At 69.3% G+C, this 15,029-nt stretch carries 16 protein-coding genes and 1 pseudogene; 14 read left to right on the forward strand and 3 right to left on the reverse strand.

The features are described from left to right. Positions 1–103: 103 nt before the first annotated feature. The 11 genes and pseudogenes from DDF62_RS08470 to DDF62_RS08515 all read left to right on the forward strand — a co-directional run bounded on the left by DDF62_RS08470 (position 104) and on the right by DDF62_RS08515 (position 10,093). Positions 104–400 (forward strand): hypothetical protein, encoded by a 297-nt coding sequence (locus tag DDF62_RS08470; RefSeq protein ID WP_116488710.1) that lies wholly within the window; start codon positions 104–106, stop codon positions 398–400. 13 nt (positions 401–413) lie between these two features. Further along, positions 414–1,127 carry a DNA/RNA nuclease SfsA gene (gene sfsA, locus DDF62_RS08475; protein WP_116488711.1) on the forward strand — a complete coding sequence of 238 codons (714 nt, stop codon included), beginning with the start codon at positions 414–416 and terminating at the stop codon, positions 1,125–1,127. A 144-nt stretch (positions 1,128–1,271) separates the two neighbouring features. Further along, the gene (map, locus tag DDF62_RS08480) at positions 1,272–2,102 is read left to right on the forward strand and encodes a type I methionyl aminopeptidase (RefSeq protein ID WP_116488712.1); all 831 of its coding nucleotides are present in this window, start codon (positions 1,272–1,274) and stop codon (positions 2,100–2,102) included. Positions 2,103–2,109: 7 nt separating this feature from the next. Next, positions 2,110–2,264, forward strand: a pseudogene (locus DDF62_RS26625) (hypothetical protein). A 132-nt stretch (positions 2,265–2,396) separates the two neighbouring features. Further along, positions 2,397–3,089, forward strand: a complete 693-nt coding sequence (locus DDF62_RS08485) for a GntR family transcriptional regulator (protein ID WP_116488713.1) — start codon at positions 2,397–2,399, stop codon at positions 3,087–3,089. Positions 3,090–3,278: 189 nt separating this feature from the next. Beyond that, entirely contained in the window at positions 3,279–3,803 is a 525-nt protein-coding gene (locus DDF62_RS08490) for an MbcA/ParS/Xre antitoxin family protein (RefSeq protein WP_116488714.1), read from the forward strand. After that, entirely contained in the window at positions 3,800–4,474 is a 675-nt protein-coding gene (locus tag DDF62_RS08495; RefSeq protein WP_116488715.1) for an RES family NAD+ phosphorylase, read from the forward strand. Before DDF62_RS08490 ends, DDF62_RS08495 begins: the two co-directional genes overlap by 4 nt. 158 nt (positions 4,475–4,632) lie before the next feature. Next, a complete protein-coding gene (locus tag DDF62_RS08500) occupies positions 4,633–7,014 on the forward strand; it encodes a TonB-dependent siderophore receptor (RefSeq protein ID WP_116488716.1) in 2,382 nt (793 codons plus the stop codon). Further along, positions 7,014–8,303: an MFS transporter gene (locus tag DDF62_RS08505; protein WP_116488717.1), complete on the forward strand. Its 1,290-nt coding sequence runs from the start codon at positions 7,014–7,016 to the stop codon at positions 8,301–8,303. Before DDF62_RS08500 ends, DDF62_RS08505 begins: the two co-directional genes overlap by 1 nt. 78 nt (positions 8,304–8,381) lie before the next feature. Beyond that, complete coding sequence (locus tag DDF62_RS08510; protein WP_116488768.1) at positions 8,382–9,443, forward strand: LLM class flavin-dependent oxidoreductase; 1,062 nt, start codon at positions 8,382–8,384, stop codon at positions 9,441–9,443. Next, complete coding sequence (locus DDF62_RS08515; RefSeq protein WP_116488718.1) at positions 9,440–10,093, forward strand: cysteine hydrolase family protein; 654 nt, start codon at positions 9,440–9,442, stop codon at positions 10,091–10,093. Before DDF62_RS08510 ends, DDF62_RS08515 begins: the two co-directional genes overlap by 4 nt. Before the next feature lie 78 nt (positions 10,094–10,171). Here the strand turns inward: DDF62_RS08515 and DDF62_RS08520 are convergent, their stop codons facing one another. Then, a complete protein-coding gene (locus DDF62_RS08520) occupies positions 10,172–10,864 on the reverse strand; it encodes a TorF family putative porin (protein WP_116488719.1) in 693 nt (230 codons plus the stop codon). 248 nt (positions 10,865–11,112) lie between these two features. After that, the gene (locus DDF62_RS08525) at positions 11,113–11,934 is read right to left on the reverse strand and encodes an SDR family NAD(P)-dependent oxidoreductase (protein ID WP_165832207.1); all 822 of its coding nucleotides are present in this window, start codon (positions 11,932–11,934) and stop codon (positions 11,113–11,115) included. 68 nt (positions 11,935–12,002) lie between these two features. Here DDF62_RS08525 and queF point away from each other — a divergent pair, with 68 nt between their 5' ends. After that, a complete protein-coding gene (queF, locus tag DDF62_RS08530) occupies positions 12,003–12,458 on the forward strand; it encodes a preQ(1) synthase (RefSeq protein ID WP_101716658.1) in 456 nt (151 codons plus the stop codon). Between the two features lie 145 nt (positions 12,459–12,603). Here queF and DDF62_RS08535 read toward each other — a convergent pair whose 3' ends face one another. Beyond that, on the reverse strand, positions 12,604–13,218 hold the full coding sequence (locus DDF62_RS08535; protein ID WP_116488721.1) for a nitroreductase family protein: 615 nt from the start codon (positions 13,216–13,218) through the stop codon (positions 12,604–12,606). A 77-nt stretch (positions 13,219–13,295) separates the two neighbouring features. On the opposite strand from DDF62_RS08535, the gene DDF62_RS08540 reads away from it, so the two are divergent. Continuing rightward, positions 13,296–13,907, forward strand: a complete 612-nt coding sequence (locus tag DDF62_RS08540; protein WP_116488722.1) for an NUDIX domain-containing protein — start codon at positions 13,296–13,298, stop codon at positions 13,905–13,907. Between the two features lie 72 nt (positions 13,908–13,979). Further along, positions 13,980–14,810 carry a serine O-acetyltransferase gene (gene cysE / locus DDF62_RS08545; protein WP_101716655.1) on the forward strand — a complete coding sequence of 277 codons (831 nt, stop codon included), beginning with the start codon at positions 13,980–13,982 and terminating at the stop codon, positions 14,808–14,810. Positions 14,811–15,029 lie beyond the last annotated feature (219 nt).

Genomic DNA, 15,029 nt, shown 5'->3' on the forward strand with positions numbered 1-15,029 from the left:
CGTCGTACGATCGATGCGGTTCGCGCGCGCCCAACCCTCGATTGACACCCGGGTCGGCGTGACAGCTTATCGCTGCATCTTTCAGCTTAACCATCGAGCCGTGATGCGCGCCTTCGTTGTCTCCGCCCTGATCTCCATCGCCGTGGCCGGTTCGGCCGCCGCCCAGACCGTCGCCCCGACGGACGCCGCCACCGCGCCTGCCGCCGCTGACAAGAAGGCCGAGAAGAAGAAGGACGCCGGCGTCGTGTGCCGTCGCGAGCGCGTCGTCGGCAGCAACCGTCCGGTCCGGGTCTGCACCACGGCCGCCCAGCGCGACACCGACAAGGAAGCCGCCCGCATCCTGCTCGAGGGCCGCGCGCCCAACAGCACCGACGCCCCCGACGGCGGCTCCGCGAACTGACGCCCTCGGTATCGTGCGTCTTCCGCAACCGCTGAGCCGCGGTCGCATCGTCCAGCGCTACAAGCGGTTCTTCTGCGACCTGGTGCTGGACGACGGCCGCGAGATCACCGCCCACTGTCCCAACTCCGGCGCCATGCTGGGCGTGAACCGGCCGGGGCAGGGGGCTTGGGTCTCGTACTCCGACGACCCCAAGCGCAAGCTGTCCTGGACGCTGCAACTGGTCGAGGCCGCGGGTCCCGACGGAACCGGACTCGTGGGGATCAACACCCTGCTGCCCAACAAGCTGGTGGCCGAGGCCCTGGTCGGCGGGGTGATCCCGCAGCTGACCGGCTACGCCTCGATCCGGCCCGAGGTGAAGTACGCCGCCGCCAGCCGCGTCGACTTTCTGCTCACCGATCCCGACCGGCCGCCGTGCTGGCTGGAGGTCAAGAACGTCCACCTTTCCCGCAGCCCGGGCCTGGCCGAGTTCCCCGACTGCAAGGCCGCTCGCTCGACCCGCCATCTGGAGGACCTCGCCGCCCAGGTGCGCGAGGGCCATCGCGCCGTGGCGCTGTTCGTCGTGCAGCGCGAGGACTGCGAAGAGTTCCAGGCCTGCCGCGAGCTCGATCCAGCCTTCGCCGCCGGCCTGGACCGCGCCGCCGAGGCGGGGGTTGAGGTCATGGTCTGGGCCTGCGCCATGAGCACGCAGGAGATCCGGATCGCGCGGCCGATCGTGTGGAGGCTCTGAGGCGCTCCCTCATCCTTGATGGGGGAGGGAAGCACTCGGCGCCACCGGTTGAAATTTCATGCTATGGTCGCGACATAAGCCCGACCGGCATCTGTGTTTCCTGCGCGCCGCGTGGCCGCGCCCCTGTTTGAGATTGAACCGCCCATGACCCTCGACGACGCCTTCGAGATCGAGACCGAGACCCGCACGGGCCAGATCAAGATCCACAAGCCCGAAGACTTCGAGGGCATGCGCCGCGCCGGCCGCCTGGCCGCCGAGTGCCTGGACATGCTGATCCCGCACGTCGTGCCCGGCGTCTCGACCGATCATCTCGACACGCTGGCCCGCGAGTTCATCCTCGACCACGGCGCCCTGCCGGCCTGCCTGTTCTATCGCGGCTATCCCAAGACCGTCTGCATCTCGCGCAACCACGTGGTCTGCCACGGCATCCCGGGCGACTGGACCCTGCGCGAGGGCGACATCGCCAATATCGACGTCACCGTCATCGTCGACGGCTGGCACGGCGACACCTCGCGCATGTACGGCGTGGGCGAGGTCGGCCCGCGCGCCCGCCGCCTGGTCGACATCACCTATGAAAGCCTGGCCCGCGGCCTGGCGGCCGTGAAGCCGGGCGCGACCCTGGGCGACATCGGCCACGCCATCCAGTCCTACGTCGAGGCCCAGCGCTGCAGCGTCGTGCGCGACTTCTGCGGCCATGGCCTGGGCAAGGTGTTCCACGACGCCCCCAACATCCTGCACTTCGGCCGTCCCGGCCAGGGCGCGGTGCTGAAGGCCGGCATGTTCTTCACCGTCGAGCCGATGGTGAACCTGGGCAAGCCGGCGGTGAAGGTGCTGGGCGACGGCTGGACGGCCGTGACCCGCGACAAGTCGCTGTCGGCCCAGTGCGAGCACTCGATCGGCGTGACGGAAGACGGCTGCGAGATCTTCACGGCCTCGCCGACCGGCCTGTTCCAGCCGCCGATGCAGGGCGCCTAAGGCGGTTTTGAAGCGTCTTGCGTCCTTCGAGGCTCGCCTTGCGGCTCGCACCTCAGGATGAGGACCTTGGTGCACTGCCTTCCTCATCCTGAGGCGCCCGCGCAGCGGGCCTCGAAGGACGCACGGCCTGCGCACGCACCCTTACGGGCGTGTAGGCTCTAGGCGAAACTGACATTTCAGCCTACCTATCAGTCCGAGGACAACCTTCGGAGCGGTTTCGTGCGCCAGCCTTCGCCCCCTCGGGGCCCTGACGACGCCCCCTACAACGTCGCTGGAGGCGGCGCGCGCTCGCGCATGCTGGTGCTGGACGTCTGCTCGTCGTCGGGCCTGGAGGACTGGTCGCCCGACCTGCAGAAGGCCAAGGTCTATGAGAAGATCCTGCTCGACCTGATCCTGGGCGAGCTGCCGCCGGGCGCGCGTCTGGACGAGCAGTCGCTGGCGGCCCGCTACGATGCGGGCCTGGCCGGGGTGCGCGACGCCCTGGGCCGCCTGGCGCTGGAGGGGCTGGTGATCCGCCGCGCCCGCTCGGGCACGACGGTGGCGCCGCTGGATCTCGTGGATCTGCGCCAGGGCTACGAGGCCCGGGCCCTGATCGAGCCGCACTGCGCGGGTCTGGCCGCCCGCCACGCCTCCAAGGCCGACATCGCCGCCATCAAGGCCGTGTTCGACGACGCCGAGGCCGCCGCCAAGGCCCGCGACCTGCCGGCCCTGGTGGCCATGGACCAGCGCTTCCACGCCGCCGTCGCCCGCGCCTCGGGCAACCTCGCTTTGGCCCGTATCCTCATTCCGCTGCAACACAAGGCCGCCCGCTTCTGGGTGTTCTCGTTCGGCGGCGCGACTGAGGCCGAGCTGATGGCCGACATCGAGCAGCACCGCGAGGTCGCCGACGTCATCGCCAGCGGCGACGTCGAGGCCTCGAAGGCCGCGATGATGCGGGTGCTGAGCGTGACGCCCGAGGCCGTGCAGCGGCCGCCGGTCGAGGCTTGAGCTTAAGCCCTCCCCCTCGATGGGGGAGGGTTGGGTGGGGGTGGTGCGGCGTCGGCCGCTCTGCGTTTGCCTGAACCGCTGTCACCCCCATCCCCGGCCCTTCCCCCATCAAGGGGGAAGGGAGCGTTCTCCAGTGATCTTCCATCCGGTCCAAATTTGGACTATATATAAATCTGGATGGAGGCCCGCATGTCGATCGCCAAGCGCAAACCCGTCGAGGTCGCCGCCGGTCCCAGCGTGCTGGACCTGTCGCGGTTCTCGGCCGCCAACCGCCGGCGGCTGAGCGGCCCGGGCCTGCGCACCTTCCTGTCGATCGCCGACCTGTGGGGCCTTACCGAGGACGAGCGCCTGCTGGTGCTGGGCCTGCCGTCGCGCTCGACCTACTACAACTGGATCAAGGCGGTGCGGGAGCATCGCGACATCACCCTAGACCTCGACATGCTGACCCGCATCTCGGCGGTGCTGGGCGTTCACCAGGCCTTGGGCGTGCTGCATGCCAGCGAGCGCGAAGGGATCGCCTGGCTGCGGACGCCCCATGCCGCGCCGCTGTTCGGCGGCCGCGCGCCGATCGCGCTCCTGACCTGCGGAACCCAGGATGGCATGGTCAGCCTGCGCCGCTTCCTCGACGCCGCGCGGGGCGGGCTCTACATGCCGCCGGGCGACATCGACCGCGACTTCCGCCCTTATGAAGACGCCGAGATCGTCTTCTCGTGAGCGATGAGCCGCACGCGCCCGCGCCCCGGCCGGCCTTTCGCCTGATCCCGTCGCGGTTCCCGCCGATCGGCCTGTTCGACACCGTGGCGACGGCGGCCGACCTCGACGCGGTGATGGAGCTTTCGGGCTGGACCAACGACCGGCTGGTGGCCGAGCGCATCGCCCGGCTGCCGTCCGAGGAGCGGGTCTATGGCCGGCCCAACGCCAGCATCGTCATGGCCTCGTTCCTGCACGTGGCGCCGGGAGGCATGCGCTTCAACGGTCCCGACCTCGGCGCCTGGTACGCCGCCGAGCACCTGGTGACGGCCGTGGCCGAGGTGGCCCACCACCTGCGCCGCGAGGCGGTCGCGACGGGCGTCGAGACGATCAGCCGACAGTACCGCGTCTACACCGCGCGGCTCCAGGGCGACTATCTCGACATCCGCGGCCAGCAGGCCGCCCGGCCCGACGTCTATGCCAGCGACGACTACGCCGCCGGGCAGTTGCTGGGCGAGGCGGTGCGGGCCTCGGGCGGGGCGGGGATCCTGTTCGACAGCCTGCGCCACGCCGGCGGGCTCAATGTCGTGGCTCACCGCCCGCGCAATGTTCAAGACGTGACGCAGGGCGACCACTACGAACTGCGGGTGCAGGCCGCCTCACGCCGGATCGAGGCTAGGCGGCTGGCGGCCTGAACTGGCGAGACGGAACATCCCGCCAACTGTGAGGCTTTCCCGACACAGGCTCTGGCAATCCATTCTAAAATGTCAGAAGAGATTTTGACGAACGTCAAGTCATCCCCATTTGGTGCGGCGAGGCGGGGCCGTGGCCCCGCTCTCCGGAGCCCGCTCGCATGTCTCGCCGCCTCGTCCTGCTCGCCAACGTCGCTGCCCTGGGCGCCTTGGGCGCCTTCGCCGTCTCGGCCGCGCACGCCGACGACCAGCTGGCCGAGGTCGACGCGGTGGTCGTGGTCGCCCGCGACCGCAATGCGGGCCTCCTGGAAAAGCAGCCCAACGACACGGTGTTCGGCCTCGACAAGCCGCTGATCGAGACGCCGCGCTCGGCCAGTTTCGTCTCGGACCTGACGCTGCAGCGCTACGGCATCGAGACCATCGACGGCCTGACGGCGGTGTCGCCCGGCACCTACACCGCCAGCTTCTACGGCGTGCCCGGGGCGCTCAACATCCGCGGCACCCTGGCCGAGAACTACTTCCGCGGCTTCAAGCGCATCGAGAACCGCGGCACCTATTCGACGCCGATCGGGGCGGCTGACCAGATCCAGATCGTCCGTGGCCCGCCGACTCCGATCTACGGCTCGGGCAAGGTCGGCGGTATGCTGAACTTCATTCCCAAGTCCGGGAAGGGCGAGGGCGGCTACCTGACCGAGCCCGAGGGCGAGCTGACCGCCACCTTCGGCAGCTACAACCGCAAGAACGCCACGGCCCAGATCGGCCTGCCCGCCAATTTCGGGAACGTGGTCGGCGGGGTGCATGTCTATGGCGAGGTCGAGGACAGCCACAGCTACTATCGCGGCATCTATCCGCGTCGGCAGACCTTGCAGGTGTCGTCCGACTTTGACCTGGGGAACGGCTGGAGCACGGCGCTGGGCGGCATGGTCTATCGCTCGAAGGGCGACGTGCAGACCGCCGGCTGGAACCGCCTGACGCAGGACCTGATCGACAGCCGCACCTATGTCACGGGCGGTGATGCGAGCCTGGTCGACGCCGACGGCAACGGCCGCCTGACCCCCAATGAGATCGGCGGGGCGCTTTACCTGCCCTATTACGGCTTCCCGAGCACCGACGCGGCCCACACCCTGGACACGGGCGTCGGCGCGACGAAGCTGTCGCCGCGCACGGTCTACATTTCGGCGTCCGACTTCTCGAAGACGGCGACCAACACCCTCTATTTCGACATCGCCAGGAAGCTGTCGCCCGACAGCGCGATCAAGCTGCAACTGTTCTACGACGACCTGGAGAACAAGCGCTTCGTCTCGTACGGCTATCCCGCTCGCTTCGACAGCAAGGTCTGGGAGGCCCGCGCGACCTATGAATTCGCCAACCGCTTCCTCGACGACGCCGTGGTCGCCCGCTCGTTCGTCGGCGCCTCCTACCGCAGCTTCAAGGGACGCCGGCGCGAGAGCTACAACAGCGGCCTGATCGCGCTGGACCGCCGCGACCTGTCGGTGGGCCAGACCGCCACCGACCTGATCGGCAGCCCGTTCACCGATCCGTCGATGACCTGGGAGAACGACAACCACACCAAGTGGACGCAAGCCGGGATCTTCTTCACCACCGACATCAAGGTCGGCGAGAAGCTGAACCTGATGCTGGGCGGCCGCTACGACGACTATGACGTCACGTCGGAAGACACCGGTTCGCTGAGCTTCACGACGCCCGGCGTTCAGAGCGACGCCAAGGGCAAGGGAACCTATACCGCCAGCGTCACCTACAAGGCGCCCTTCGGCCTGATGCCCTACGTGTCGTACGCCAAGGCCTCGGCGCTGGAGATGAGCCAGGCTGGCGACGTCAATCCGGGCCTGGTGGCCGACGCGGGCGACGCCTGGCTGTCGGATAGCGACCTGGCCGAGGCCGGCGTGAAGTTCCAGTGGCTGAAGGGCGCGCTGATCGGCTCGCTGGCCGGCTATCGCCAGAACCGCACTCAGCTGATGGGCATCAACGGCGATCCGGCCGGCACGCGCTCCAAGGGCGTCGAGCTGGAGGTTCGCTGGCTGGCCAGCCAGCACTTCAGCTTCACCTTCTCGGGCAACACGCAGCGCACCACGGTCAAGGGGCCCGACACCTCGTTCCAGTACGTGCCGACCTATACGGCCGGCGTGCCGGGCGCGCAGGGCTACGGCGGCTCGTACGTGGTGTGGAGCTTCGCCAGCATCCGGCCGGGCGACTACGACTACACCCTGATCCCGAAATCGGTGGTCAGCCTGTACGGCGCCTACGCCTCGGACCAGCACGACTGGGGCAAGCTCTACGGAACCCTGGGCGTGACCCACGTGACCAAGACCTCGGGCACGGTTCCCGGCGCGGTGGTCTATCCGGCCTATGGCGTGGTCAATGGCTCTCTGGCCTACGAGCAGGGCCCCTACACGGCCACGCTCAACGTCGATAACCTGCTGGACGAGCTCTATTTCACGCCCGTCGCCGACACCTACGCCAACCTCGCCGCCCTGCCCGGCAAGGGGCGCGAGTGGCGGATCACCCTCGCAAGGCGCTTTTGATGACCGACCACCAGATCCAGCACCGTCCGTGGCTGCTGCTGGGCGCCTTTTCCCTGCTGCTGTTCCTGATCACGGCGGCGACCTATTCGTCGCTGGGCGTGATGATCCCGGCCATGGTCCCGGAGCTGGGCTGGAGCTGGCAGAACGCGTTCCTGGGCTTTACCGTCATGGGCGTGGCCACCGGCGCCTCGTCCTGGCTGCCGACCCTCCTGATCCGCCGCTGGGGCGTGCGCGCGACGCTGGTGGCGGGCGCTGCCGTGATGGCCGCGGGCCTGGCCCTGCTGGCCAAGGTGCAGAGCCTGCCGGCCTACTTCCTGGCCACGGCCCTGCTGGGGATCGGCTTCCAGGCCGCGGCCCTGATCCCGGGCACCCACGTGCTGTCGGCGATCTTCCGCCAGCGGGCCCTGCCGTTCGGGATCTACTTCACCAGCGGCGCCCTGGGCGGCGTGGCCGGTCCGCTGCTGGTGCTGGCCAGCCAGGGGGCGTTCGACGGCCAATGGCGGATCTATTGGGCGCTGCAGGCGGTGGTCATCGGCCTGCTGGGCCTGCTGTGCGCCGCCGTCGTTGGCGGCCCCAAGTGGCTGGAAGAGGCCGGCCGGGCCATGGACCGCCTGACCGCCGCCGAGGCCAAGGCCGCCCCGGCCCATCCGCGCGTCTTCCGCACCGACCATGACTGGAGCGTCCGCGACGCGGTGCGCACCCCGCAGTTCGCGATTCTGGTCGCGGCCTATTTCAGCCACCTGCTGGCCGGGGTCACGGCCGCCAGCCTGACCCAGGCGCATCTGACGCAACTGGGCGTGGCTGGCGTCGTCGCGGCCGGGGCGCTCAGCGCCGAGGGCCTGATGCAGGTCGCCGCCCGCATGGCCGGCGGCGCGGTGGGCGACCGCATCGATCCGCGCTGGCTGCTGGTTCTGGCCCAGGGCCTGCTGGTCGCGGGCCTGCTGGCCCTGTCGCACGCCACCACCCTGCCGCTGCAGGCGCTGTACGCCGTGGGCGTGGGCCTGGGTTTTGGCCTGACCGTGCTGGCCGTCAGCCTGCTGCTGCTGAACTACTTCGGCCGTCGCAACAATGTCGAGCTGTTCTCGCTGGTCTGTCTGGTGGGCGCGGTGTCGGCGGCGGGCCCGTTCATCGGCGGCTTCATGCGCGACCGCCTGGGCAGCTTCACCCCGACCTTCCAGCTGTTCGCCGCCCTGACGGCGGTGGTGTTCGTGGCCGTGCTGCTGATGCGTCCGCCCAAGCCGCGCGCGGCGGCGGCGAATGTCGAAGCCGGGGCCGCCGCCGACGCCTGAGGCCGGCCTCGCGCTGTCGTCCTTTTGGTCTATGGTCGCGCCTGACTCGAAGTTGAGCGAGCGGGTGTGGAGGCGACGATGGGGCGAGAAGGCGGGCGCAAGGAGTTCGGCGTCTTCCTGCCCGTGGCGAACGGCGGCTGGATCGTCTCCAGCAGCACGCCGCCGCTTGACGGCCTCTATCCGCAGAACCGCGCCGCCGCCGTGCTGGCCGACCAGATCGGCCTCGACTTCGTGATGTCGATGGCCAAGTTCCGCGGCTTCGGGGGGGAGACCGACCACTGGGGCGCGGCCCTGGAGTCGGTGACCCTGATGGCCGCCCTGGCAGAGGCGACCAGCCGCGTGAAGATCTGGGCCACGCTGCATCCGCTGCTGCAGAACCCGGCCGTGGCGGCCAAGCTAATTTCCACCCTGGACCACATCAGCGGCGGCCGCGCGGGCCTCAACATCGTCGCCGGCGCCTATCGCGACGAGTTCGCCCAGATGGGCGCCTGGGACGACGCCCTCGACCACGACGACCGCTACGCCCTGGCCGAGGAGTGGACGCGCCTGGTCAAGCGCCTGTGGACCGAGGACAGCGTCAGCCACGAGGGGCGCTTCTTCACCCTGACCGACTGCCAGTCCAAGCCCAAGCCGCTCAGCAAGCCGCGCCCGGACCTGATCTGCGCCGGCGTCTCGTCGCGCGGCTTTTCCTTCGCCGTGGCCGAGGCCGACGCCTGCTTCATCGGCGGCGAGGACGAGGCGGCGCTGCGCGAGGCCAGCCGCCGGGCCAAGGCGCGGGCGGCGCAGTTGGGCAAGACGATCCGCACCTACGCCATGTGCACGGTGGTCCACGCTGACACCGATGCGCAGGCGCAGGACCTGGCCGACCGCTATCGCGACGGGGTGGACATGGGCGCGGTCACCACCATGTTGTCCAACTGGGGCGTGCCGCCCGAGCGCCTGGCCGAAACCGCCGCGCGCCAGGGGGCGTTCATGACCCGCACCGTGATCGGCGCGCCGGCGACCTGCGGCGCCAAGATCCGCGATCTGGTCGAAACCTGCGAGCTGGACGGGCTGATGCTGATCTTTCCCGACTACGAGGCCGGGCTGGCGATGTTCGGCGCCGAGATCCTGCCCGGCCTGCGGGAGGCCTATCCATGAACGCGACGCCGATCATCGCCCAGGACGGCCTGGCCGCCTGGATCGCCCCGTCGCGGACGGCGCTGGTGATCGTCGACATGCAGGTCGACTTCGCCGCGCCCGACGGCGTCATCGGCCGGTTCGGCGTGGACCTGTCGGCCGCCGCCGCGGCGCTGGAGCAGGCCCAGCGGCTGGCGGCCGCCGCGCGGGCGGCCGGCGCGCCGGTGGTGTTCGTGGGTCTGGAGACGACGCCTGATACGGATCCGCCTGTGGTGCTGGAGCGCATGCGCCGGCGCGGCGGTGATCCCGAGGTCGAACGGGTGATCTGCCGCAAGGGGACGCGCGGCGCCGACTTCCACGGTCCCGCGCCGCAGGCGGGCGAACTGGTGATCCGCAAGCCGCGCTACAGCGCTTTCGTCGGCACCGATATCGACGCGCGGCTGCGCGCGCGGGGCGTGGACACGCTGGTGGTCTGCGGCCTGACCACTGAATGCTGCGTCGACAGCACGGTGCGCGACGCCTTCCATCGCGACTATCACGTCTTCGTCGCCGGCGACGCCTGCGCGGCCTATGAGCCCGACCTGCACGAGGGCGCGCTGAAGAGCCTGAGCCTGTCCTTCGCCCTGCTGGTCGACACGCCCGAGATCGAGGCGGCCTGGGCTGGGCGCTAGCCGGGGCGGGTTCGGACAAAGAAAAAGCCGCCCGGGGCGGACCCGGGCGGCTCGTTCGTTGGTCCCGAAGGGCCTGGCTTAGAAGGAAGCCTTCAGCGACACGGCGACGCGCGAGTCGTAGATGCTGCCGAAGTCATGCTCGCTGGTGTCCCAGTAGCGGACGTCGAGGGCGAGCTTGTCGTTGAGGGCATAGGCGACGCCCAGGTTCCAGGTGGTGTAGTCGGCGCCGTCCTCGATGGTCTGCTTGCCCAGGGCGCCGCTCAGCGAGAACTTGTCGTTCAGCGGGATCGAGCCGTTGGCTTCGTAGTAGACGGCGGTCGACAGGTCGCCCGGCCATTCCGGCGAGAAGTAGACGGCGCCGCCGAGGGTGGCCTTGCCGACCGGCTTGGAGATGGCGGCCTTCAGCTCGGTGTAGCTGTACTTGCCGGGGGTCAGGCCCTTGTCCTTCGAGTAGCCGTAATAGAGGACGCCGAAGTCCATCGACACGTCGCCGACGGTCGGCTTCACGCCGGCGTAGAAGTCGACTTCCACGCTCGGGTCATCGGTGCCGAAATCGACGTTCGAAGCCCACACGCCGGCGTAGCCGACGCCGTAGCCGAGGTCGACGCCGCCGAACACTTGCGGGTCTTCGTTGGTTTGGCTGACGCCGCGGAACACGTAATCGCTGGCGATGCCGACATTGTACGAGAGGCTGACTTCCTGGGCCATCGCGGCGCCGCCGAGGGCGACCGAGGCGGTGGCGGCGGCCAGCGCGAGCTTGAAGATCTTCATCCGTGTTATCCCCTTTTTTGTGTAGCCCGCCGGGAGTGTGGTCCCAACTTGTGCGGCGCCTGCAAGCGCGTTCCTTCACAAGCCGGGATTAACCGCGGGCCATGCTTTAGTTGCAATCAGCGGGGGCACAGCGCCAGCAATAAGAACATGGATCGCCCAAAACTTGGGCAACTGTGGCGCATTTGCTGCAATGTCGGCGCATCGGCCACAGTTGTCGTCAAGTTGTCGATCCGCGTTTGCGTGCGACTTCAGCGCATCGACAACGTCGCGGCGCCCAGATGCAGGCCGGCGTCGACGAGCAGGGTCTCGCCGGTGACGTGGCGGGCGGCGGGCGAGGCCAGGAACACCGCGGCCCCGGCGACGTCCTCGGCGGTGGAGGCGACCTGCAGCGGCGTGGCGGCGGCGGCTCCGGCCCGCAGGCGGGCGACGCGGTCCTCGTCCATGGCCTTGCCGAACCATGGGGTGTCGATGAAGCCGGGGCAGATGGCGTTGACGCGGATCTTCGGAGCCAGGGCGCGAGCCAGAGACAGGGTCATGGTGGTCATCGCGCCCTTGGACGCCGCGTAGGGCACCGACGAGCCGTTGCCCATGACGCCGGCGATCGAACTGGTGTTGACCACGGCGCCCGGACGCGGCGCGGCCTCCAGCAGGCTGCGGGCGGCCCGGACCATCTGGAAGGCGCCGACGACATTGACCGAATAGAGCTTGAGGAAGTCTTCGGCGTTCACCGCGTCGAGGTCGCCGTGCTGCGGGGCGAACTTGGTCATGCCGGCGTTGTTGAACAGGGCGTCGATACGGCCCGACGGCGCGGCGGCCTCGACGATCTTCCGGCAGTCGGTGTCGTCGGCGACGTCGCCTTTCGCCAGCACGGCCTTGGCGCCAAGGGACTCGACCTGGCGGGCGGTCTCCTCGGCTTCGTCGGCGCTGCGGGCGAAGTTGACGACGACCAGGCCCGCGCCCCGGCGTGCGGTCTCGATCGCGATCGCCCGGCCCAGGCCCGTCGAGGCCCCCGTGACCACCACCGTGAAGCCGTCGAAGTCGCGTCCGGTCATCGTTTCTCTCCCAAACAGATGTTTGCGACACCGTAGCGAGGGCCCGGGCGCTTGTCTCGCCGGGGGCGGGGGCCTAAATCGCGGCCATGACCGAACTTTCCGTGACCCAGCTGGGCCAGACCGTCGCCGCTCCCGCCAGCCCGGAAGAGGCCGTGCTCGAGGCCGTGCCGAACCCGCAGAACGACGTGCTGTACCTGGCGCGCTTCGTGGCCCCCGAATTCACCTCGCTGTGCCCGGTGACGGGCCAGCCCGACTTCGCCCACCTCGTCATCGACTACGCGCCGGGCGACTGGCTGATCGAGAGCAAGTCGCTGAAGCTCTATCTGACCAGCTTCCGCAACCACGGCTCGTTCCACGAGGACTGCACGGTCAAGGTGGCCCGCAAGATCGTCGAGGTCGCCAAGCCCCGCTGGCTGCGCATCGGCGGCTACTGGTACCCGCGCGGCGGCATCCCGATCGACGTCTTCTGGCAGACCGGCCCCGCGCCGGAAGGCCTGTGGGTGCCCGACCAGGGCGTGGCGCCGTATCGCGGCCGGGGGTGACCTCAAGATCCTCCCCCTGAAGGGGGAGGTGGCCCGGAGGGCCGGAGGGGGAAGACCCTTCGGCGTTCCGAACTGTACTGAGGGGGAGGACACTACCCCCTCCGTCGGCTTCGCCGACACCTCCCCCTTCGGGGGGAGGATCTGCTTACCCCGCCCACTCGCTGGTGATCGCCGCCACGTCCGGCCGTACGCGTTCCTGCGGCTGTTCCGCAGACGTGCCGATGTAGAGGAAGCCGGCGACCTTCTCGTTTTCGGCCACGCCGAGGATGTCGAGCGCTCGCTGGTCGAAGCTGTACCAGTCGGTGATCCAGTTTGCGCCGTAGCCCATGGCCGAGGCGGCCAGCAGCAGCTGGGTGCAGACGGCGCCGGCGCTCATCACCTGCTCCCATTCGGGCACCTCGTGCGGCACGGGACGCGAGATCACGGCGATGGCCAGGGGCGGGGTCGTCAGCTTGCGCATGGCGGCCGTGGCCTTGGTGGGGTTGGCCTGGTCGGCGGCCAGCGGCGCGATCCTGGCGGCGAAGGCGGCCTTGGCCTCGCCACGCAGGATCACGAACCGCCAGGGGAAGAGCTTTCCGTGATCGGGCACGCGCGCGGCCAGGCGCAGCAGGTCGGCCAATTCGTTCTCGCTGGGGCCCGGCGCGTGCAGCGCCATCGCCGAGGCCGAGCGTCGGCGCGCCAGGAAGTTCAGGACCTCGGGCGCCGTCTGGATCGCGATCGGCTCGCCGAATTCGGGGGCGGGGGGAATGGAACCGGCCAAGACGATCTCCTGAAAGCGCGCTACAGGCACGTCACCTATGGCCGCGCCCCGGCCGGCACAAGTCGCGAGTCGTTCGCATGTCCGAGAAATTCGACTGGCTGAAACCACATGGCGAGCCGTGGGCCGTCACCAGCGCCAAGGTGGTCTACGACAATCCGTGGATCAATGTGACCGAGTACCAGGCTGTCGCGCCGACCGGACATCCGGCCCTGTACGGCAAGGTCAGCTTCAAGAACCAGGCGATCGGCGTCGTGCCGCTGCATGCCGACGGCACGGTGACGCTGGTCGGCCAGGCGCGCTTTCCACGCGGCAACTACAGCTGGGAGATCCCCGAGGGCGGGGCGCCGATGGGCGAGGATCCGCTGGACGGCGCCAAGCGCGAGCTGGCCGAGGAGGTCGGGCTGGTGGCGGCCGACTGGCGCCCGATCCTGACCATGGAGCTTTCCAACTCGATCAGCGACGAGGTCGCGCATGGCTTCCTGGCGCTCGATCTCTCGCCCACCACAGCCGAGCCGGACGACACCGAGGACCTGGCCGTGGCCCGCGTGCCGTTCGCCGATGCGCTGGATGCGGCGGTCGCTGGGCGAATGCCGGACTCGTTGACGGTGGCGTTACTGCTCCGGGTGCACCATATGGCGGTCGTGGGCGAGTTGCCGGCCGATCTGGCCGCGCTCGTCCTGGCGCGTTAACGGCGCGCCGTCTGTTCGGCTGGAGCGTTTTGAATAAATATGCTCTAGTCACCGCTGGGAAGGGAGAGCCCCGTGGCCAAGCCTCTTGAAGTCGTGACCGATAAGGCCGCGCCGCCCGTCTGGGCCGCGCTGCGCAACCAGGCCGAACATGCCGCCAAGGCCGAACCGGCCCTGGCCTCGCTGCTCAACGCCGTCATTCTCAGCCACGACAATCTGGCCGACGCCCTGACCTTCCAGCTGGCCCGCAAGCTGGGCGACCAGGAGATGCGGGCCATGACCGCCCGCGAGTTCGCCGCCGAGGCCTTCGAAAGCGATCCGGCCCTGGTGGCCGCCGCCGAGGCCGACCTGCGCGCGGTGTTCGAGCGCGACCCGGCCACCAAGGGCTATGTCCAGCCGTTCCTGTTCTTCAAGGGCTTCCTGGCCCTGCAGACCCACCGCGTCTCCCACTGGCTGTGGGAGAACAACCGCGAGACCCTGGCCTTCTACCTGCAGAGCCGCGCCAGCGAGGTCTTCCAGGTCGACATCCACCCGGCCTCGCGCGTGGGTGCGGGCGTGTTCATCGACCACGGCACCGGCATCGTCATCGGCGAGACGGCGGTGGTCGGCGACGACGTCTCGATGCTGCACGGCGTGACCCTGGGCGGCACCGGCGCCGAGCGCGGCGACCGCCACCCCAAGATCGGCAAGGGCGTGCTGCTGGGCGCGGGCGCCAAGGTGCTGGGCAACATCCAGATCGGCGACTACGCCAAGGTGGCCTCGGGCTCGGTTGTGCTCAAGCCGATCCCGGCTCACTGCACCGCCGCCGGCGTGCCGGCCCGCATCGTCAACTGCCCCACCTGCGAAGAGCCGGCCCGGACCATGGACCACACCCTGGCCGACGTGGTGTACGACTACGTGATTTGAGGGCTCCGCCCTCCCGTAGAGAGTCCTTTTCTTCCGTAAAATCCCCGCGAAAGCGGGGACCCAGGCGTTTTATCGTCAAGCGCCGTTGATTGCACAAAAAGCCTGGGCCCCCGCTTTCGCGGGGGTTTTACGGTTATGGTTGATGCTCAGCGACACGCCGCCAGCCGCGCCGTCTCCAGCCTCGGTTCAGGCCTCACTGTCATTCCGTAGACCGCCAGC

The sequence above is a fragment of the Caulobacter radicis genome, from assembly GCF_003094615.1.
Classification (GTDB): domain Bacteria; phylum Pseudomonadota; class Alphaproteobacteria; order Caulobacterales; family Caulobacteraceae; genus Caulobacter; species Caulobacter radicis.

Excerpts from the sequence above, each read along its gene's own strand:
- DDF62_RS08515 (WP_116488718.1), top strand. The coding sequence starts at position 9,440 with ATGAACGCGACGCCGATCATCGCCCAGGACGGCCTGGCCGCCTGGATC.
- DDF62_RS08540 (WP_116488722.1), top strand. The coding sequence starts at position 13,296 with ATGTCCGAGAAATTCGACTGGCTGAAACCACATGGCGAGCCGTGGGCC.
- map (WP_116488712.1), top strand. The coding sequence starts at position 1,272 with ATGACCCTCGACGACGCCTTCGAGATCGAGACCGAGACCCGCACGGGC.
- DDF62_RS08510 (WP_116488768.1), top strand. The coding sequence starts at position 8,382 with ATGGGGCGAGAAGGCGGGCGCAAGGAGTTCGGCGTCTTCCTGCCCGTG.
- DDF62_RS08485 (WP_116488713.1), top strand. The coding sequence starts at position 2,397 with ATGCTGGTGCTGGACGTCTGCTCGTCGTCGGGCCTGGAGGACTGGTCG.
- DDF62_RS08500 (WP_116488716.1), top strand. The coding sequence starts at position 4,633 with ATGTCTCGCCGCCTCGTCCTGCTCGCCAACGTCGCTGCCCTGGGCGCC.
- queF (WP_101716658.1), top strand. The coding sequence starts at position 12,003 with ATGACCGAACTTTCCGTGACCCAGCTGGGCCAGACCGTCGCCGCTCCC.
- DDF62_RS08470 (WP_116488710.1), top strand. The coding sequence starts at position 104 with ATGCGCGCCTTCGTTGTCTCCGCCCTGATCTCCATCGCCGTGGCCGGT.
- DDF62_RS08505 (WP_116488717.1), top strand. The coding sequence starts at position 7,014 with ATGACCGACCACCAGATCCAGCACCGTCCGTGGCTGCTGCTGGGCGCC.
- DDF62_RS08520 (WP_116488719.1), bottom strand. The coding sequence starts at position 10,864 with ATGAAGATCTTCAAGCTCGCGCTGGCCGCCGCCACCGCCTCGGTCGCC.
- DDF62_RS08490 (WP_116488714.1), top strand. The coding sequence starts at position 3,279 with ATGTCGATCGCCAAGCGCAAACCCGTCGAGGTCGCCGCCGGTCCCAGC.